The following is a 19401-nucleotide window of genomic DNA, read 5'->3' as shown; positions in this document are numbered from 1 at the left end:
AAGCAATCGCATTTATGACACGTTCAATCAGATTTTTAAAATCAGTTTCCATAAAGGTATCCTGCATTTGTATTTTAAGCATGATTATGTGGTCTTGTAGTACAACCTCTACATTACCTAATGCACCTATCAAAAATGTGGTTGAAGAAGACTTAATACGCTTCAATATTCTAGCCGTAAATGATGTTTATGAAATTGCAGCATTGGAGAATGGTACAATAGGTGGTATGGCACGAGTTGCTACACTTAGGGATTCATTAAAGAAAGAAAACCCAAATACATTCTTAACAATGGCAGGAGATTTTTTAAATCCCTCGTTGTTGGGAACCTTAAAATATGAAGGAGAGCGAATTAAGGGTAAGCAGATGATTGAGGTGATGAATGCTATGAAATTTGACCTGGCAACATTTGGTAATCATGAGTTTGATTTGAAACCTAAAGAATTTCAATCCAGATTAAATGAATCTATGTTTAATTGGGTGTCTGCTAATGTTCAATATAACGGTGGCGATATTATCTTACCTTTTTTCAAAGAACACTACGGCATTAAATATGGTATACCACAAACTAAATCTATAAGAATTTATAATAAAGATAGTATTGCAATGTCTTTAGGATTTGTAAGTGTTACCATAGATTCTAATCCACAGGATTGGGTAGATTACGGTAATTACTTAACCGATGCTACCTTTGCTTATAATAGTATTAAAGACACAACAGATGTTGTTATAGGTTTTACGCATTTAAGTTTAGCAGAAGATAAAGAGTTAGCAAAACAGTTACCACAGTTACCACTAATTATTGGTGGTCATGAACATGATGCAATTGACGTTACTGTAGGATCCACCAGAATTACAAAAGCAGATGCCAATGCAAAGTCTGCATTCTTACATGAGTTTGCTTACAATACAAACACAAAAAAGGTTAGTGTAAAATCTACATTAATACCAATTACCAAAGCTATTCCTAAAGACCCTTATGTGCAGTCGATAGTTGATAAATGGACTGCTATTCAAGATGCTGAAATAAAAAAAGTTATAGACAATCCTTACGAGGTTATTTATACCGCAAAAGAAGTTTTAGACGGTACAGACGCTTCGGGTAGAAGCAAACAGACCAACTTAGGGAAGATAGTGACTAAAGCAATGAGTTTTGCTTACAATAATGAAGTAGATGCTGTATTTGTAAATGGCGGTTCTTTTAGGATAGATGATGAATTAGAAGGCGATATAAGTAGTTTTGATATTTTTAGAGTATTACCATTTGGAGGTAATTTATTAAAAGTAAATATTAAAGGAAGCTTATTAAATGACGTGTTAGATTACGGAAAACAAAGTGCTGGAACAGGAGCATACTTGCAACGTTATAACATTACACAGGATGCAGAAACTGGTAATTGGCTTGTAAAAGGAAAGCCTATAAATGCAGAAGAGTCCTATTGGATAGCAACATCAGATTATTTATTAAAAGGTTTTGATGTTCCTATGCTAAAAACGGGTGAGCCAGGAGTGATTAATGTAGTTACTCCAAATGCAGATAGTTTAGCTGGAGATATTAGAAAAGCCGTTATTGCCTACCTAAAAACACTATAATCTATTGAGTTTACTTCCAGATCAATCTAAACTTATTGAGCTTGCTAAAGCTAAAATGCCCTACGGAAAATTTAAAGGCAGATTTTTAATCGATTTACCAGAACATTATATTGTTTGGTACAAGCAAAAAGGATTTCCAAAAGGAAAATTAGGCAATCAATTAGAGCAAATATTCGAGATTAAAGTAAATGGCCTAGAACCTATGATTAGAACTATTAGAGATAGGTTTTAATTTATTATGGTATTTTATTAATAATTAGAAGGTTGTAATATTAATTATTACAATAACTATTTTATTCAGTTTAATCCTATCTCTTACTAATACACGCTTAACTTTTATTACCTTTGCATCCCGTAAAGACAAAACAATGGCGCAACAAACCAAGTATATTTTCGTTACGGGAGGCGTTTCCTCTTCATTAGGAAAAGGCATTATAGCCGCATCACTTGCTAAGCTACTTCAAGCAAGAGGCTACAAAACAACCATACAAAAATTAGATCCCTACATAAATGTAGATCCAGGAACACTAAACCCTTATGAACATGGCGAATGTTATGTTACAGAAGATGGTGCAGAAACAGATTTAGATCTAGGTCATTATGAGCGATTTCTAAATGTAAATACGTCTCAGGAAAATAACGTTACTACTGGTCGCATTTATCAAAGTGTTATAGAAAAAGAGCGTCGTGGAGAGTTTTTAGGTAAGACAGTGCAAGTTGTTCCTCATATAACCAATGAAATTAAGGAACGTATACAAATGCTAGGTAAGCACGGTGATTATGATATTGTGATTACTGAGATTGGAGGTACTGTTGGAGATATTGAGTCTTTACCATACATAGAAAGTGTAAGGCAATTAAAGTGGGAACTAGGAGATGATAATGCATTAGTTATTCACTTAACATTAATCCCTTACTTATCTGCAGCAGGAGAGTTAAAGACAAAACCTACACAACATAGCGTAAAAACATTAATGGAAAGCGGTATAAAAGCCGATATCCTTGTTTGTAGAACAGAGCATGAATTGTCTGATGACCTTCGTGATAAACTAGCATTATTCTGTAATGTAAAGCGTGAAGCCGTTATACAATCTATTGATGCTTCTACAATATATGATGTTCCTAACCTTATGTTAGAAGAAGGTTTAGATGTTATTACTTTAGATAAATTAAAACTTTCTAAGGACACCCAACCAGATCTTACACATTGGAATGCCTTTTTAAAACGACATAAAAATCCGACTTGTGAAGTAACTGTTGGTTTGGTAGGTAAGTATGTTGAGCTGCAAGATTCTTATAAATCTATTTTAGAAGCATTTATTCATGCTGGAGCAGAGAATGAGGTAAAAGTGAATATAGAAAGCATACACTCAGAATTTATTGATGATGCTACTATAAAAGACAAAATATCTCATTTAGATGGTATCTTAGTTGCACCTGGTTTTGGAGAACGTGGTATAGAAGGAAAGGTAGATGCTGTAAAATTTGCAAGAGAAAATAACTTACCATTTTTTGGTATTTGTTTAGGTATGCAAATGGCTGTTATAGAGTATGCAAGAAATGTACTTAACCTTTCAGATGCTAATTCTATTGAGATGGATGGCAGTACTAAAAACCCTGTTATCGCAATAATGGAAGATCAAAAGAACATTACCCAAATGGGTGGCACAATGCGATTAGGTTCTTGGGAATGTAAATTAAAAGATGGTTCTAAAATCCATGAGATTTACAACTCTCAAACCATACACGAGCGTCACAGACATCGTTATGAATACAATAATAAATATAAGGAGCAATTAGAAGCTGCAGGTTTAATTAGTACAGGTATAAATCCAGATACAGGATTAGTTGAAACTATTGAGCTTAAAGACCATCCTTGGTTTATAGGTGTGCAATACCATCCAGAATATAAAAGTACAGTAGCAAATCCGCATCCATTATTTGTTGGCTTTGTTGAAGCTTGTAAACAATATTCTCAAAACAGATAACATAAGAACTCGTGCCAAGTTGGCACATCATTAATAAATGGGCGTGTTTTTGAAACGTGCAATTCCACAGAAGATAAATACATGGAAAATAAAAAATTTGACCTTAACTCATTAATCGGTTTTATATTAATTGGTGGTATTCTTATTTGGATGCTTTACAGAAATGCACCAACAGAAGAGGAACTTCAAGAAAAAGCAACTACAGAGCAAGTTGAAAAAGTAAACGCAACTAATGAAGTTGCTACACCAACTACTGTTGACTCTACTCAGGTAGCCACCACAGAAACAGACTCTATAAAACAAGCTAGGGCTAATGCACAATTAGGATCATTCGGTTATTCAAACCAATATGATAATGGCACAGTAACAACATTTGAAAATGATGTTTTGTTTTTAAAGGTAGCAAACAAAGGAGGTCAAATAGTTGAGGCTAAAATGAAGAATTTTAAAACCTACGACTCTATTCCTGTTCATCTTATAAAAGATAACAACGCATCTTTCAATATTAATTTTAAAACGTCTGACAACCGCACTTTAAATACTGAAAACTTAGCATTTGAGCCTACTTTATCTAAAAGTGGTGACAACCAAGTTTTAAGTATGAAGCTTAAGGTTTCAAATTCTGAATATCTAGAATACCGTTATGAGCTTAAGCCTGGTGAGTATATGTTAGATTTTTCTATAAACTCTAAAGGTTTAGAAAATGTATTGAATACATCTGAAGCTGCTGTGCTTAACTGGAAATTAAAAGGTTATAGGCACGCTAAGAGTATTTCTTATGAAAACAGATATACTGAGGCTATATATGAATATGAAGATGGTAAAGATGATTACTTAGGACAGCAAGATTTTACAGATGATGAAGAGGAAGATGTTACTTATGTAGCATTTAAACAACACTTCTTTACTTCAATCTTACTTACGGATACGCCTTTTAAAACAGGTAAGTTTACGTCTAAAAATTTGGTTGAAGATGAAGATATAGATACAGTTTACACAAAGGAATTTACAGCACAGTTTCCATTAGAAACTAAAGGTGGTGAAATAGATTATAATATGAATTGGTACTACGGTCCTTCAGATTATAAAATCTTAAATGATTATGATAGGAATCTTGATGAGGTTATTCCATTAGGTTGGGGAATTTTTGGATGGATAAACCGTTATGTATTTATACCATTCTTTGCATTTATTACAAGTTTTGGAGTTGTATCTTATGGTGTGGCAATTATAATTATGACAATTGTTGTAAGAATAGTGCTGTCTCCAGTTACTTATAAATCTTACTTGTCTCAAGCTAAGATGAAAGTTCTTAAGCCAGAAATAAATGAGCTTAATGAAAAGTATAAGGACAACCCAATGAAAAAGCAGCAAGAAACAATGAAGCTGTATAGTAAGGCAGGCGCAAGCCCAATGAGTGGTTGTTTACCGGCACTTATGCAATTGCCTGTATTCTATGCATTGTTTCAATTTTTCCCAAGTGCATTTCAACTAAGGCAGAAAAGTTTCCTTTGGGCAGATGATTTGTCAAGTTATGATACTATTGCAGAGTTACCTTTTAGCATTCCATTTTATGGCGACCACGTGAGTTTGTTCCCAATATTAGCATCTGTAGCTATCTTCTTTTATATGACGATGACTACTGGGCAAACCATGCAGCAAAACTCTCAGCCAGGAATGCCTAACATGAAGTTTATCATGTACCTGTCGCCATTATTAATGTTGTTCTTCTTTAATAACTACGCGAGTGGTTTATCATTATATTACTTTATCTCTAACCTTATTACAATTGGTATTATGTTAGTTATTAAGAATGTAATTATAGATGAAGATAAGATTCACGCTAAGATAGAAGCAAACAAGAAGAAGCCTAAAAAACAAAACAGATTTTCTAAGAAAATGCAAGAAATGATGGAACAGGCAGAAGCTCAGAAAAATGCAAAAAAATAGACAACTAAAACTAATTTGGGATTTTAGAGGTCCAGATGCAGAGCCTATAGCTAAACATCATGAGATTCACCTCAAAGAATATTTTCAAATTGAGTCTAAAGAACATTTTGGCATAGGTGTTGAAACCCTTTCAATAATGCATAGTATAGCATATGTAATAGTTTTAGAAACAGAAATGAAAACTGTTAGAGATGCATTAAAACCACATAGAGGTGTAGTACACGCTGTAAAAGATTAAGACTAATGTGTTAGTTCTTATAGCTTTATTACATTTGTAAAAATTTAAACATATGATGAAGAATATTTTATTAGCAGCCTTTTTTATAGTTACAACTACTGTAAGTATGGCACAATCTAAAGTTGGAACAGTAGATGTAGATTTTATCTTAACCAACATGACAGATGAGCTTAAAAAAGTTAATGATAGTCTTGCAAATTACGAGGCATCATTATCTGCACAACTGCAAACAAAGATGACAGACTATGAAACTAAGTACAAAGCTTTTGATGCTGCTCAAGCAACGATGACTGATGCTATGAAGCAAACTAAAAGTCAAGAAATTGCTAACGTAGAGAATGATATAATGCAGTTTAGAAAAAATGGTTCTCAATTGTTAAGTTTAAGAAGAGATCAACTTTTAGCGCCTTTGTACCAACGTATAGGTAAAGCTTTAGATGCTGAAGCTAAAGCACAAAACTATTCTCAGGTTTTAAACATAGGTTCTGGAGCATTAGGCTATGCCGATCCAAAATTTGATGTTACAGAAGCTGTAATGAAACGTATGGGAGTTACTATTAAACAACAGCAACCGCAAGGACAGAATTAAAAGAGATAAATAAATTTAAAAACCCGTTCAATTTGAACGGGTTTTTTTATGGACTTATTTTAACTAAAAAAATAACCAAAAATGGGTATTACATAACTGTATTTAAGCAGCTAGTTTTGTTTAAAACCTAAAATTATGAAATCAGTATTTAGAATTACACTTTATGTAGTCTTAGCAGTTTTAGCAATTTCTTGTTCCGATGATGAGAACCCTGCAGATAACTTCTTAGGAACGCAAGATGTTACTATAACAGTAAACGATCAAGCCTACGCGTTAAAAGGTGGTGCATATTATGAAGAACAAGATGAATCAAATTGTGATATCAATGAAATTGTACATTTTGGGGACTCAAGCACTTTTCGATTTGGGTTAAACAATGGTGTAGGTATAGATGTTTTTAATTTCACCTTTGATACAGATTTTAATTCTAATGGTGTTGCAGTAGGCCAAATTGTAACAAATCCTTATTTCTTTTCATTTACAATGCGTTTTGAGAATCAAGTGAGCTTTTACAGAGGCGGTGTAATTAATGGACAAGATGCTTATTTTGGTAATGGTTCTTCAAATGAAGTAGTTGTTAGTATTCAGAATGTATCTATGGTGGTTAATGAGCGAGTTTCTAATGGTCGTGAGCAAGTAATAGATGGTGTGCGCCAAGATTATCCATTGGAAAAAGTAAGTGGCGCACTTAATTTTTCATTTACAGATGAAAGCGGTAATAGTCAGGATGTGTCTATGGATTTTAACTTAGAAGGTGAAAATATCGTTATAGAACCAGATGAGTTTATTAGCTCTGATACAAGTGATGATGATGGTAATGGTGGTGGCAGTGGAACAGATTGCGGTAATCTTGAATACAATGGACCAACAGAAGGTCAAATCGCACAATTTTGTCAAACAGCCCAATTAGCGCAGTGTACTGGTAATACAACAGAGTATAATCTTTTATGTGATATCATTGCAGATTATGAGGCAACTTGTCCATATTGTAATTAAATAGATAGTATCTAATTTAGTTTGTTAATAGTTAACAAATACAAAGCCCAATCATAACTACAATGATTGGGCTTTATATATTTAATACTTTAAAATTTTCTTATCTACTATAATTAGGAGACTCCTTAGTAATAGTAACATCGTGAGGATGACTCTCATTAATTCCTGAAGACGTAATTTTTACAAAACGTCCGGTCTCTTTTAAGGTATCTACATCCTTAGCACCACAATAACCCATACCAGCGCGCAAACCACCAATAAATTGATGTATGCTTTCATAAAGTTCACCTTTATAAGGTACACGTCCTACAATTCCTTCTGGTACTAGTTTCTTGATGTCATCTTCAACATCTTGAAAGTAACGATCCTTAGAACCTTGTTTCATAGCTTCTACAGAACCCATACCTCGATATGATTTAAACTTTCTTCCTTCGTAAATAATAGTTTCGCCAGGAGATTCTTTTGTACCTGCCAACAAACTACCTAACATTACAGTATCTGCACCTGCAGCAATGGCTTTAGGGATATCTCCAGTATATCTTATACCGCCATCTGCAATAACAGGAACGCCAGAGCCTTTAATAGCAGCAGCTACTTCTAATACAGCAGAAAATTGAGGAAATCCTACACCTGCAACCACACGTGTTGTACATATAGAACCTGGACCAATACCTACTTTTACAGCATCTGCACCAGCTTCAACTAAATATTTAGCAGCTTCTCCAGTAGCAATGTTACCAACAACTACTTCTAATTTTGGAAATTTCTTTTTTACATCTTTTAATACAGCAACAACACCTTTAGTGTGACCATGAGCAGTATCTATAATCACAGCATCTACACCAGCATTTACTAATGCTTCTGCACGCTCAACTGCATCTCCGGTTACGCCAATAGCTGCAGCAACACGCAAACGGCCATATTCATCTTTATTAGCAATTGGCTTTTGAGAAAGTTTAGTAATATCTCTAAATGTAATTAAGCCAACTAATTTATCTTCAACACTAACTACGGGTAACTTTTCAATTTTGTGTTGTTGTAAAATATCTTCAGCGTCTTCTAATGAGGTACCTTCAGATACAGTAACAAGATTTTCTGAAGTCATTACTTCACTTATAGAGCGACTGTAATTTTTTTCAAATCTAAGATCACGATTGGTTACAATTCCTAATAATTTACCATTATCATCAACGATAGGAATACCGCCAATACTAAATTCTTTCATACTAGCTTGGGCGTCTGCTACTGTAGCAGTGATAGGCAATGTTACAGGATCTATGATCATACCACTTTCTGCACGCTTAACTTTACGTACTTTAAGCGCCTGCTTTTTAATGCTCATATTTTTATGAAGTACACCAATACCACCTTCACGAGCCATGGCAATAGCCATTCTACTTTCTGTAACAGTATCCATAGCAGCAGATACAATTGGTACATTAATAGTTATGTTGCGCGTAAATTTAGATTTTATACTGACTTCTCTAGGAAGTACTTCAGAAAAGGCTGGAACAAGAAGGACATCATCATAAGTTAATCCTTCTCCTAATATTTTGTTTTCGTGTGCAGTCATAGCAATTAAATTGGCTTCTGAAGTATAGAAGTGAGTTCGTGTTTAATTGCGTGCAAAGATAACGATTAAATTCCTCAAATACGTTGTAAAACATAAATTTACAAGCATTTAATATTAGTAACATTTAGGTATCCTAAGCGTATAATTTAAATTGAATCTTAATGATATTATTAATAATTTAGTTAAAAAATAATAATTATGGCAATTAGATTAGCGAATAACTGTATAAACTGTGACCATTATGTAGATGGTGGCATTTGTGCAATACATAAAGTAATGGTTTCAGGAAAACACACTTGTGATAGTTTTGATATGAAGCTAAGTCTTAAAAATGATAGAAACTGTTTAAGTTGTGCACGTTTTGAAACTGAACATTGTGCTCATCCAGATCACGCATCTGCAGGTATGTTATGCGCGTCTTGGGCACCACAAGCTGAAGCATAATCCTAACAGATTTAATAAATATATCCTGATAAGCTTTACGGTTTATCAGGATTTTAATTTATAGCTTTATTTGAAGTGTACCATAATAGGTACGAGGTTGGCTAGGAATTATTCCTGGTCCAGGATAACCGGTTGCTCGTCTTACAAAATAGCTGTTGTCTAATAAGTTGTTAATGCCAGTTTCAAACTTAAAACGTTTATAAGTATAAGACACAGATAAGTCTAAGATGTCATACGCTGGAATTTCACCAACAATACCACTTTGGCTTTCTAAATCTCTAGGTGAGTTTGTAGCATCTGTAAATTGCTCACTTAAATACGTATATTGTAAACTGCCTAAAAAGTTTTTGTATCCAAATCTTAATCCTGTTTTTAAGTTAACATCGGGAATAAACTCTACGTTGTTACCTTCAACGTTATTTTCTTGAGACGATGTGTACTCTGAGTCTGTTAAGGATAAATTAGTAAATGCACTAAGTCTAAAATCTTTGTTTTCAGAAAACGTGTCCCAAATGTTCCAATCTGCAAAACCTTCAAAACCATAAGTAATAGCATCACCTATATTACCTCTAAATCGTTCTTCTTCAATATCACTTACTTCTCTTAAGATTACTCCTAAACGGTCTTGATAGCTTAAGAAAAATCCGCCAATATCATAATTAATATATTTTCCTATACGTCCTCTTGCACCAAAATCAATAGTATAACCTTCTTCATCGCTTATGTTAGGATCTACTGTTAAAGATGGATTAGTTATACGAATATCATTAAAGGTTACAGATCTGTAGTTTTGACTTACATTACCATATAACTCAATAGATGTATAAGGTTTGTAACTAAAACCAACACCTAGGAGTACAAAGTTGCGTTCAAAATCACGATTGTCTGGCACATCTTCATTTAAGATTGGGTTGCCAGCTATATCAAAGTTAATACGTTTAAATTCTCCTAGACTTTCAGTTTTTATATATTCAAATCTAAATCCAGGAGTTACAGAAAACTTATCTGTAACATTAAAGATATTCTCTCCAAAGAAGGCTAGATTAAGATTTGGGAATTCAAAATCAGATTGGCGTGCATAGTTGGGATAGTCTTCTGTGGCAAACTCAAAATTGGCATCTGTACCATTTGTACCAGGTCCTTGGCGTTCGTTATTGTTAGATTGGTAATACTTGCCACCTAAAAGCAGGACATTATCATCTCCAAATAACTCATAATTGGTAAGCACTCTAGCTTCTGCACCCCAATTTCTAAAATTGCCTTCAATTAATTCTCTCGGCGCATCTAGGTCGTCTTCTTGAGAAACTCTATTCTCTCGAAATCCAACAGATTTTCTGTGCGCATCTAGATGAAATAGACTTAAACTAAAATCAGTTTTTTCTGAAAATTTATGATCTAATCTAAGGTTATAAAGTTTCCAATCTACTTCAAAAAAGTTTCTTGTACGGTTACTAAATGTTGGATTTTCTTCAAACTGCTCATCTGTAAGACCGCCAGGTTGTTGCGCTAAGTAATATAAATAAGACCCTTCAAACGTTAATTTAGTTTTTTCTGAAAGTTGATACCCTAAATGAGCATGACCATTATAAGACTCAAAATTGGAGTTTGGCCTAAAATCATCTCCTTTTTTGTAGTTAATGTAAGAGTAATACTCAAAGTCGTTTACTGTGCCGCTTACACTATTAAAAGTTGTAAATAGGTTGTAACTTCCTAATGTGTTTCTAGTAATAAACTCGAAAGGCTTTTTAGATGGTTTTTTTATTTTAAAGTTAATAAGACCACCAAACTGAGTACCGTATTGTAAAGATGCGGCACCTCTCACAACTTCAATAGTTTCTAAAGCTTCGGCTGGTGGTGTGTAATAACTTTCTGGATATCCTAACACATCTGCAGAAATATCATAGCCATTTTGTCGCGTATTAAAATTTGCGGTTCTATTAGGATTTAAGCCTCTACCACCAACATTTAACTGTAAACCTGCATCATTATTCTCATAAATATTAAGGCCTACAATTTGAGAGTATAATTGGCGTGCATTATTGGTTGCAGTATTCATCGAGATATTATCTACAATAACAACTTCAGACTTTTTTCCTGCATAAATAGCAGTGCCTTCAACAGGTTTTAATTGTCTTAGTGCAAAAATACGTTCTTTACGTTGAGTGATAATTACCTCTGTAAGCTGATCTCCTAATTGTTTTAAGGTATATGTTTTCTGAAGGTTATCTGTAAGTTGGATTGTCTCTTCATATAAATCATACTCATAGGTAAATATGGTTATGCTATATGTGCCTTCATCCAAATTTTGAAAGCTGAAATTCCCTTCATTATCTGTAGTTGTTGAAATGCCTAGTGTTGTAATATAAACTTCAGCCTCTGCAATAGGTAAGTTTCTGTCTTCTGAATTTACTTGGCCAGAAAAGGTGTATTGAGAAAATGAAACAGTGGAAAGTAAAACTGAAAATAAAATAGTTAGAGAGAATGTCTTGAAATCTTTTAATTCTTTAACCTCTAAAGCTTTAGTGTGGTTTAGGATGCTTTTTATTAAACTGATGCTTTTGCTTTTAACTCTCAAAATATTATAATCCTTTAATATCATCTTTAAAATCTAAAATCCAAGTTTTGTGATTTAAATTATCACGTTGTTGTAATAAATCGACCTTTGGGTTTATGTAGGGTTGGCTTCTTCTGCCGTTTAATGCAACATAGCTTTCTACAAAAACCTGTATGTTTTGATGGCCTTGAGATTTAAAATGACGTCCTAAAAATTGCGCATACTCCAAAATAAAATCAGGTTGTGTGCTCATTTGCTTTTCTTGTAACGGACTCAAAAAATCACTGTTATCCACGTAAAATTGTTTACCGGTTTCTGCATTAACTACTTTAAACTGAGCATAGCCAGCTTTTTCCATTAGCATAACACGCCAAGAAAAACGATAGCCTTCTTCTGTCCAAAACAACTCTCCAGGATATGCTAAATAACGCCACGGCAAAAGTAATTGAATAACAAGGAATACGCCCACTAAACCTTTGTTAAAGCTTCCTTTATATTTATTAGGCGATTTAGCTTCTTCAACATTAAGGCTAGAGGTCTCTATTTTAAAAAGTTTAGAAATTACTGCTAAGATTTTATGATGTACACCCGAATCAAAAAAGATAAGTGCGCTAACTATCATGATATATGGAAACATACCTATAGGAAACAATACTCTAGTAAGTACGTGAAATACAACAACTAATATAAATGCTAAAAATCTAGTTCGTCTCCACAGTAATAAGAAAGGAATTGCCAAATCATATAATGCGCCACTCCAGCTAAAGGCATAATGCATCCATTCCTGTTGCATTAAATTTCCTAAAAGTGGTAAATCATATTTAGAAGGAAGCCAAATTTTTAAAGGCATAGCTTTAACTAACCAATCTGAATTTAATTTAGCTAAACCTGCATAAAAGTATACGATAAATAGTAATGCCTTAATCGCATCAATTGTCCAATTTGGGACTTGATTAAGTTTTAATTTGGGGTTGTATTTGGTATCTAAAGAAAAATACCTGTTAGCTGGTAGCCATATCATTAAAAAGCTTAGGCAACTTATAAAGTAGTAATGGTTTAAGTAAGTGCTTTTATCCATAAGCTCAATATAGGTGAAGCTTAAGAAGAACGTTATAATGGCAATTCTGTACTTTAAGCCAAGTGCCACAAACAAAGCAGCCAAGCCACAAATTACAAATAGGAGGTAGGTGTAAGACCCTAAAGGTTTAACCCAGCTAAATCCAAAATAGGAGAAGAAGAACTGTGGCTCAATATATAATTTATAAATCCAGCCATTAGCCCAAAATCTAATAATACTAGCCAACATCATTACCCCAAAAAAAATACGAAAGACCGCTAATGGTGCGGTCTCAGTATTTTTATTTAGATATGTTGTAATGTTGTTTAGCATTTATTAATCGCCATCTGTATCTATAAAGTCTACATTAATATCTAAAGCTTGCAACATGTCTACTTTTAAAAGAATAACATTGCGTTGTAATTCATCAAAAGTTAACAGCATAACAGAATTATCTGTTTCAATCTGCTGAGTGAAATCATCATTTAATAAATTTCCTTGTGTTCTTGAAGCTTCAAATTGATTAACAATTAGTGTACTTAAATCATCACCATTTTTTATGGTGTTTAAGAAATTTAAATAGCTTTTAAAGCTTTCGCCTTCTGTATTACTATTAAAATGCTTTCCTTCAAAGAAATTTTGAGTAGCTGTTAAAGATGCATTAAATAAAGCTTTAGATAAATCTTTTCTATAAAAACCTTCTACATTTTCTGGTAGAGTTTCATTAGAAAAATTACCTGCAGGAATACCAATTTTACCTGCACGCAAACCTTTTTCGTAATATAAAATATAATCGTTTGCAAGCTTATCTACAGATCCTGTTGAAGATGAGCTAGTGTTTGCTACAAACGTATCTCTAAAGTTAGTTTGCCAATCTGTTAGTACAATATCTGTTAATGTAGCTATAGTTTGAGATAGCTCATTTAAGTATTGTTTGTAATTATCTGCATTAGCATTTGTAGAGTAAAGTGCAATAATATCTGTATCTGTATTGGCTGCACCGTAAATTAAATAATCTAAAGCAGGAAAACCTTGAGCATCTATAGTAGATGGTAAGGATAGGTCATAAGAACCAGAAGCAATAAAGTCTTCTATTTCTGTTGTATTTGTAGGATAAACATTTAATCTGTTTCTGTAGCGTTCTTCTTCGGCTTTGCCAATTTCGAACATAGATACATTTTGAAACGAAAGGTATGCTGCTTCCCAAGCAGCTCTTAAGTTATCAAGATTAGCTTGACTTGGTGTTGCTGTAAAGGTTGTAGTTGCAGTAACCATTGCATCTGCATCTGCCTTAAAAGAAATGTAACTAGGAATAATGATATTATCTGCCCAGTTTATGAGCATAGTTTCACGGTTAAAGTTGTCTTGGTTGTTTCCTCCAGTAGTTGTACCATCATCTGAACCGCTATCTGAAGAACAGCTAACTATAACTGCAATAGTTAACAGCGATAATACCCAGTTTAAACCTTTTGTCATTCTTGTGATTTCTATACTCATTAGTTTGCAAATTTATTAAAAAAAGCAACCGATTGTTTTAAGCAACCGGTCGCTTACCAATTCAAAAAATTAACACTTATTGTGCGCTTCCTGCTTGTGCTACTGTAAAGCTAAACTTGCTTGCAATAGCTTCAGAAACTTCCTGTAAGCTTTCAGGAGTTATATTCCAAAGTCCGTTTTCACCATCGTCTAATAAATTAGCGATAAGTGCTTGTACTTCTGCTCTTGTAAATAGTTGAGCATTTGTTCCTGGTTGTCTTGTAAATTGAAGGCTATAAACAAATCCTATACCTTCAGATAAATCGTGAAAAGCAGCTCCCATATCATTGTTAGTAATGGCTACACTACCTTGTTGCAAGTAGTAAACAGCTCTTATACCAATAACTTTAGAGATTTCTGTTCTTATAATTTCTGCTTGCGCATCTCTTACCTCATAATCTTTAGCTACAATTGCAGCTCTACCTAATTTAAAGGCATCAAAAATAGTTTGTGTAATGCCTGCAAAGTCTGCATCTCCTTCTACACGGCCAACATATTTATTTAAAAATGAATCTGCATCACCAATAGTAGCTACAGGATTGTCTGCAGTTGCAGATGCACCAAATAAGTAACCATAAGCCTCATCCCATTTGTGCTCCATTGTGGTATAAGCACTTCCTTCTTCTGTTATATCATTGTCATTAGTGTCCCTGTTGTCAGCTTCATCTAAAACAGCAGTACTTAAGTAGTTGTTTAAAATTTGGTCTGTCATTAATGCACCAATTAAACCTTTAGCAAAGTATTGGTTAAGCTCTATACCGCTTTCATTTACATAGCGTGTTGAAGTTCCGTCTGCAATCTGTCCTGCAACACCAGGTTGCGCAGCTGTGTTTTGATTAGGAAATACAATGTTAACTTGGTCTGCAATAAAACCATCAAAATCTGCTTTAATTTCTGCACTTTCTGTAGTGTTAGTGCTAAAGAAATCTCTACTTGCAGCAACTTTACTACGTACACTTTTGTTTGAAGCGTTTAAGTCTTCTGAAGAAAAATCGTTTGCGCCTTCTTCGTGAGCAAACATTGCATCGATTGAAGCTTCTGTAGCATTGTCAAAATCACTAAATGAAGATACAATTTCTTCACTCATTAATATACGTGTAGTTTGGCCACTATAACTTACGGTAGACTCGCCACCTCTTGAAAAGCTATACGTTGAAGGAACATTTATTTCTGAAGGCTGGTCTATTACATTAGAATCATCATCTGATGAACATGATACAGTTGCTAAACTTGTTGCAACTATTGCAGATAACATAAGGTGTCTCATAATGGAGTCTTTGGTTGTATTTATTTAGATTTATTATAAATAGATAATTATATCTGCGTGCAAATATACTATCTAGATACAATCTAAACAAGGTTATCTGTATTTATTCTAAATAAAATTAAAGTTTAACATTTAGTTAAACTTGGGGAAGTATGCTCTATTGTTTTGTAGTCTGTAATTGAGGTGTATATACTTGTCTTGCAAGTTTTGCCCAAGAGATTAGGCTTTCTTTTTCTTCCTCGGTAATAGTGCCATGAACCCAAGTATAAGATTCCAAAGGCATTTCTCCTTCTTCAACTTCTTCAATAAGTTCATCTAATTTATGGTCTTTACGTTTTGCGCTATATTCATTCCAGCCAGAAAAATTTAAATGTTCTTTACCTTCTTCTATGTGATCTGCTAAAAAGAAATTTGCAGGTGCAATTTGTGCATACCAAGGATAAACCGTTTGGTTACTATGACAATCATAACAATCCTTACGCATAATAGCTTTAATGTTTTCTGGCATATTTGTTTCTGTCTCAAAAGCAACAACGCTAGTGTAATTGTCTTGTATGTTTTTTTCGACAGGAATAAATTGAATAACAACAAGTGCTACTAAAAGAATGATAAGGATAGTTTTTATAAACTTCATAGTGTCTAGATATTATGTTGCACAAATCTACAATTTATTTAGAATTATTCTATTTAGCTTTTTGTAAAAATATTTTGCGATTCTAAAATTTAAATTAAATAAATAAAGCCGAGCATTATGCTCGGCTTTGTCTTTATAGTTAGGCAGTTACTGGTTCAAATTCCATAGGAACTTGGTGTTTCAGTAAATCGTCGAAGGTTTCACGTTCGCGTATTAAATGTGCCTTACCTTGGTACCAAAGTACTTCTGGTGGTCTAAATCTTGAGTTGTAATTACTAGCCATACTAAAGCAATAGGCTCCTGCATTACTAAAGGCTAAAATGTCATTTTCTTTAATTTCGTTTATACGTCTGTTGTTTGCAAAAGTATCTGTTTCACAGATATAGCCTACAACAGAATAAAAACGTTGTCTCCCGTTAGGGTTAGAAATGTTCATAATCTCATGTTGAGAACCGTAAAGCATTGGTCTTATTAAGTGATTAAAACCAGAATCTATTTGAGCAAATACTGTAGATGTTGTTTGCTTTACAACATTTACTTTGGCTAAAAACTTACCAGCCTCGCTTACTAGAAATTTACCTGGCTCAAACGCTAAGGTTAGGTCTTTACCATATTCTTTGCAAAATTCTTTAAAGCGTGTAGAAAGCTTGTCTCCAAACTCTTCAATATTAGTTTCAATATCGCCTTCTTTATAAGGTACTTTAAATCCGCTACCAAAATCTATAAACTCTAAATCTTTAAAGTTTTTAGCCGTGTCGAATAAAATTTCAGAAGCATATAAGAAAACATCAATATCTAAAATATCGCTACCCGTATGCATATGCACACCATTTATATTCATTTTAGTAAGCTCTACAATTCTTAGTATATGCGGAATTTGGTGAATGCTTATTCCAAATTTACTATCTATATGTCCTACGGAAATGTTAGTGTTGCCACCTGCCATTACGTGTGGGTTTATACGAATACAAACAGGAATTTTAGGATGTTTAGTACCAAATTGCTCTAAAACAGAAAGATTATCTATGTTTATTTGAACACCAAGTGCTGCAACTTCTTCTATTTCCTCCATAGACACTCCATTTGGAGTGTATATAATTTTCTTAGGATCTACGCCAGCAGCTAAGCCTAATTTTACTTCTTGAATAGAAACGGTGTCTAGACCTGCGCCCATACGCTTCATTAGTTGAAGTATTGCTAAATTAGATAATGCCTTAACTGCGTAGTTAATACGCACCTGTTTGACCTTTTTAAATGCACTGGTTAAGCGTTTGTACTGAGATTCAATCGTCTCAGCATTGTACACATATACGGGACTACCGTATGCCTCAGTAATGTTTAAAAGGTCTTGATTTTTCATTGTTAAATAATTGAAATTAAAATAAGGGCGTAAAATTAAACAACTCTTTGAGTATATCTCTTAAAGAAACTCTAATAAATACGCTTAACCTTAAAATTTTGTATTATAAAATCTCCTAAATAACAAGCTTTCTCTTTTTTTGATAAACCTTTATAAGATAGATTAGGGTAATCGACTCCCTTTTTTTATTTTTGCAATCTAAAATTTTAGGACAACCACTATGAACTTACACGAATATCAAGGAAAAGAAATATTAAGCAGTTTTGGCGTTGAGATACAACGCGGTATTGTGGCACAAACTCCACAAGAAGCTGTTGAGGCAGCTAAGAAATTAACAGAGCAAACCGGAACAGGTTGGCACGTGATTAAAGCACAGGTTCACGCTGGTGGCCGTGGTAAAGGTGGCGGTGTTAAGTTGGCTAAAAACCTTCAAGAGGTAGAAAGCATTTCTAATGATATCATCGGGATGAATTTGGTAACTCCCCAAACTTCTAAAGAAGGTAAAAAGGTACACCAAGTATTAGTTGCAGAAGATGTTTACTATCCTGGCGATAGTGAACCAGAAGAATATTATATGGGTGTGCTTTTAAATAGAGCAACAGGTAAAAATATGGTAATGTATTCTACAGAAGGTGGAATGGATATTGAAACTGTAGCCGAAGAAACACCACACTTAATTTTTACAGAAGAGATAGATCCTGCAACTGGACTACAAGGTTTTCAAGCTCGTAAAATAGCTTTTAACCTAGGTCTTAAAGGACAGGCATTTAAACAAATGACAAAGTTTGTTACTGCATTATACAAAGCATATATGGAATCTGATTCTTCTATGTTTGAAATTAATCCAGTTTTAAAAACTAGTGACGATAAAATTATTGCTGTTGATGCAAAAGTAACTTTAGATGAGAATGCATTGTTCCGTCATAAAGATTATGCAGCAATGCGTGACATAAGAGAAGAAAATCCTACAGAAGTTGAAGCTAAAGAAGTTGGTCTTAACTATGTAGATCTAGATGGTAATGTTGGCTGTATGGTTAACGGTGCTGGATTGGCAATGGCAACTATGGATTTAATTAAGCAAGCTGGTGGTTCTCCTGCTAACTTCCTAGATGTTGGAGGTACTGCAGATGCTGCTAGAGTAGAGGCTGCTTTTAGATTAATCTTAAAAGATCCAGAAGTAAAAGCTATCTTAATAAACATTTTTGGAGGTATTGTACGTTGTGACCGTGTGGCACAAGGTGTTGTAGATGCTTACAAAGCAATGGGAGATGCTGTAAAAGTACCAATCATTGTACGTTTACAAGGAACAAACGCAGACATAGCAAAAGAACTTATAGACAATAGTGGTTTACCAGTACAAAGTGCTATCGAGTTTAAAGAAGCTGCAGATAAAGTACAAGCTGTATTAGCATAATACATTAAGCAACTTTTATAAAAAGAAAAAGCCCTTTCAGTAATTCTGAAAGGGCTTTTTCTTTTTCAATTAAAATTTACTTTTTATATAATTCTTTTGCTGCTTCTTCGTACTTATCTCCTTTAGTCCAAGTTGGTGTTACAGGATCATTACCTATAAGTACGCCAGCCATTACATAAGCTCTAAAAAATTGTTCTAAATAATCATAA

General features: G+C 33.8%; 16 protein-coding genes. 9 read left to right on the top strand and 7 right to left on the bottom strand.

The features are described 5' to 3' along the window. Positions 1–14 precede the first annotated feature (14 nt). From CL818_RS09850 to CL818_RS09820, 7 genes are all read left to right on the top strand, one after another. Complete coding sequence (locus CL818_RS09850) at positions 15–1592, top strand: bifunctional metallophosphatase/5'-nucleotidase (RefSeq protein WP_272974336.1); 1578 nt, start codon at positions 15–17, stop codon at positions 1590–1592. Between the two features lie 4 nt (positions 1593–1596). Next, positions 1597–1824: a DUF3820 family protein gene (locus CL818_RS09845; protein WP_013187438.1), complete on the top strand. Its 228-nt coding sequence runs from the start codon at positions 1597–1599 to the stop codon at positions 1822–1824. A 136-nt stretch (positions 1825–1960) separates the two neighbouring features. Further along, the gene (gene pyrG, locus CL818_RS09840) at positions 1961–3580 is read left to right on the top strand and encodes a CTP synthase (protein ID WP_272974335.1); all 1620 of its coding nucleotides are present in this window, start codon (positions 1961–1963) and stop codon (positions 3578–3580) included. An 81-nt stretch (positions 3581–3661) separates the two neighbouring features. Continuing rightward, on the top strand, positions 3662–5530 hold the full coding sequence (gene yidC, locus CL818_RS09835; RefSeq protein ID WP_272974334.1) for a membrane protein insertase YidC: 1869 nt from the start codon (positions 3662–3664) through the stop codon (positions 5528–5530). After that, complete coding sequence (locus tag CL818_RS09830) at positions 5517–5768, top strand: hypothetical protein (RefSeq protein ID WP_272974333.1); 252 nt, start codon at positions 5517–5519, stop codon at positions 5766–5768. Before yidC ends, CL818_RS09830 begins: the two co-directional genes overlap by 14 nt. A gap of 52 nt (positions 5769–5820) precedes the next feature. Further along, a complete protein-coding gene (locus CL818_RS09825) occupies positions 5821–6357 on the top strand; it encodes an OmpH/Skp family outer membrane protein (RefSeq protein WP_272974332.1) in 537 nt (178 codons plus the stop codon). A gap of 135 nt (positions 6358–6492) precedes the next feature. Continuing rightward, positions 6493–7353 (top strand): hypothetical protein, encoded by an 861-nt coding sequence (locus CL818_RS09820; protein WP_272974331.1) that lies wholly within the window; start codon positions 6493–6495, stop codon positions 7351–7353. Positions 7354–7453: 100 nt separating this feature from the next. Here the strand turns inward: CL818_RS09820 and guaB are convergent, their stop codons facing one another. Beyond that, a complete protein-coding gene (guaB, locus tag CL818_RS09815) occupies positions 7454–8926 on the bottom strand; it encodes an IMP dehydrogenase (protein WP_272974330.1) in 1473 nt (490 codons plus the stop codon). Positions 8927–9124: 198 nt separating this feature from the next. On the opposite strand from guaB, the gene CL818_RS09810 reads away from it, so the two are divergent. Next, complete coding sequence (locus CL818_RS09810; RefSeq protein ID WP_013187445.1) at positions 9125–9370, top strand: hypothetical protein; 246 nt, start codon at positions 9125–9127, stop codon at positions 9368–9370. A 58-nt stretch (positions 9371–9428) separates the two neighbouring features. Here the strand turns inward: CL818_RS09810 and CL818_RS09805 are convergent, their stop codons facing one another. From CL818_RS09805 to lysA, 6 genes are all read right to left on the bottom strand, one after another. Further along, positions 9429–11969, bottom strand: a complete 2541-nt coding sequence (locus CL818_RS09805) for a TonB-dependent receptor domain-containing protein (protein ID WP_272974329.1) — start codon at positions 11967–11969, stop codon at positions 9429–9431. Then, on the bottom strand, positions 11950–13314 hold the full coding sequence (locus CL818_RS09800) for an HTTM domain-containing protein (protein WP_272974328.1): 1365 nt from the start codon (positions 13312–13314) through the stop codon (positions 11950–11952). Before CL818_RS09800 ends, CL818_RS09805 begins: the two co-directional genes overlap by 20 nt. 3 nt (positions 13315–13317) lie before the next feature. After that, complete coding sequence (locus CL818_RS09795) at positions 13318–14478, bottom strand: imelysin family protein (protein ID WP_272974327.1); 1161 nt, start codon at positions 14476–14478, stop codon at positions 13318–13320. A 76-nt stretch (positions 14479–14554) separates the two neighbouring features. Further along, on the bottom strand, positions 14555–15784 hold the full coding sequence (locus CL818_RS09790; protein WP_272974326.1) for a DUF4856 domain-containing protein: 1230 nt from the start codon (positions 15782–15784) through the stop codon (positions 14555–14557). Positions 15785–15941: 157 nt separating this feature from the next. Then, on the bottom strand, positions 15942–16418 hold the full coding sequence (locus CL818_RS09785; RefSeq protein ID WP_272974325.1) for a heme-binding domain-containing protein: 477 nt from the start codon (positions 16416–16418) through the stop codon (positions 15942–15944). Positions 16419–16557: 139 nt separating this feature from the next. Next, positions 16558–17778, bottom strand: coding sequence for a diaminopimelate decarboxylase (gene lysA, locus CL818_RS09780; protein WP_219359597.1), 1221 nt, complete (start codon positions 17776–17778; stop codon positions 16558–16560). A 220-nt stretch (positions 17779–17998) separates the two neighbouring features. Between lysA and sucC the strand changes: the two genes are divergently transcribed. Beyond that, complete coding sequence (gene sucC / locus CL818_RS09775; RefSeq protein ID WP_013187452.1) at positions 17999–19192, top strand: ADP-forming succinate--CoA ligase subunit beta; 1194 nt, start codon at positions 17999–18001, stop codon at positions 19190–19192. Positions 19193–19401: the final 209 nt, after the last annotated feature.

Source organism: Croceibacter sp. (genome assembly GCF_002716225.1).
Classification (GTDB): Bacteria; Bacteroidota; Bacteroidia; order Flavobacteriales; family Flavobacteriaceae; genus Croceibacter; species Croceibacter atlanticus.
Note: the sequence above shows the minus strand (reverse complement) of the source record. Positions and strands in the feature narration are given on the sequence as shown.

Coding starts and splice junctions, on each gene's coding strand:
- CL818_RS09850 (WP_272974336.1), top strand. CDS start 15: ATGACACGTTCAATCAGATTTTTAAAATCAGTTTCCATAAAGGTATCC.
- CL818_RS09800 (WP_272974328.1), bottom strand. CDS start 13,314: ATGCTAAACAACATTACAACATATCTAAATAAAAATACTGAGACCGCA.
- CL818_RS09805 (WP_272974329.1), bottom strand. CDS start 11,969: ATGATATTAAAGGATTATAATATTTTGAGAGTTAAAAGCAAAAGCATC.
- pyrG (WP_272974335.1), top strand. CDS start 1,961: ATGGCGCAACAAACCAAGTATATTTTCGTTACGGGAGGCGTTTCCTCT.
- CL818_RS09825 (WP_272974332.1), top strand. CDS start 5,821: ATGATGAAGAATATTTTATTAGCAGCCTTTTTTATAGTTACAACTACT.
- CL818_RS09830 (WP_272974333.1), top strand. CDS start 5,517: ATGCAAAAAAATAGACAACTAAAACTAATTTGGGATTTTAGAGGTCCA.
- yidC (WP_272974334.1), top strand. CDS start 3,662: ATGGAAAATAAAAAATTTGACCTTAACTCATTAATCGGTTTTATATTA.
- CL818_RS09785 (WP_272974325.1), bottom strand. CDS start 16,418: ATGAAGTTTATAAAAACTATCCTTATCATTCTTTTAGTAGCACTTGTT.
- CL818_RS09810 (WP_013187445.1), top strand. CDS start 9,125: ATGGCAATTAGATTAGCGAATAACTGTATAAACTGTGACCATTATGTA.
- CL818_RS09790 (WP_272974326.1), bottom strand. CDS start 15,784: ATGAGACACCTTATGTTATCTGCAATAGTTGCAACAAGTTTAGCAACT.
- lysA (WP_219359597.1), bottom strand. CDS start 17,778: ATGAAAAATCAAGACCTTTTAAACATTACTGAGGCATACGGTAGTCCC.
- CL818_RS09820 (WP_272974331.1), top strand. CDS start 6,493: ATGAAATCAGTATTTAGAATTACACTTTATGTAGTCTTAGCAGTTTTA.
- guaB (WP_272974330.1), bottom strand. CDS start 8,926: ATGACTGCACACGAAAACAAAATATTAGGAGAAGGATTAACTTATGAT.
- CL818_RS09795 (WP_272974327.1), bottom strand. CDS start 14,478: ATGAGTATAGAAATCACAAGAATGACAAAAGGTTTAAACTGGGTATTA.
- sucC (WP_013187452.1), top strand. CDS start 17,999: ATGAACTTACACGAATATCAAGGAAAAGAAATATTAAGCAGTTTTGGC.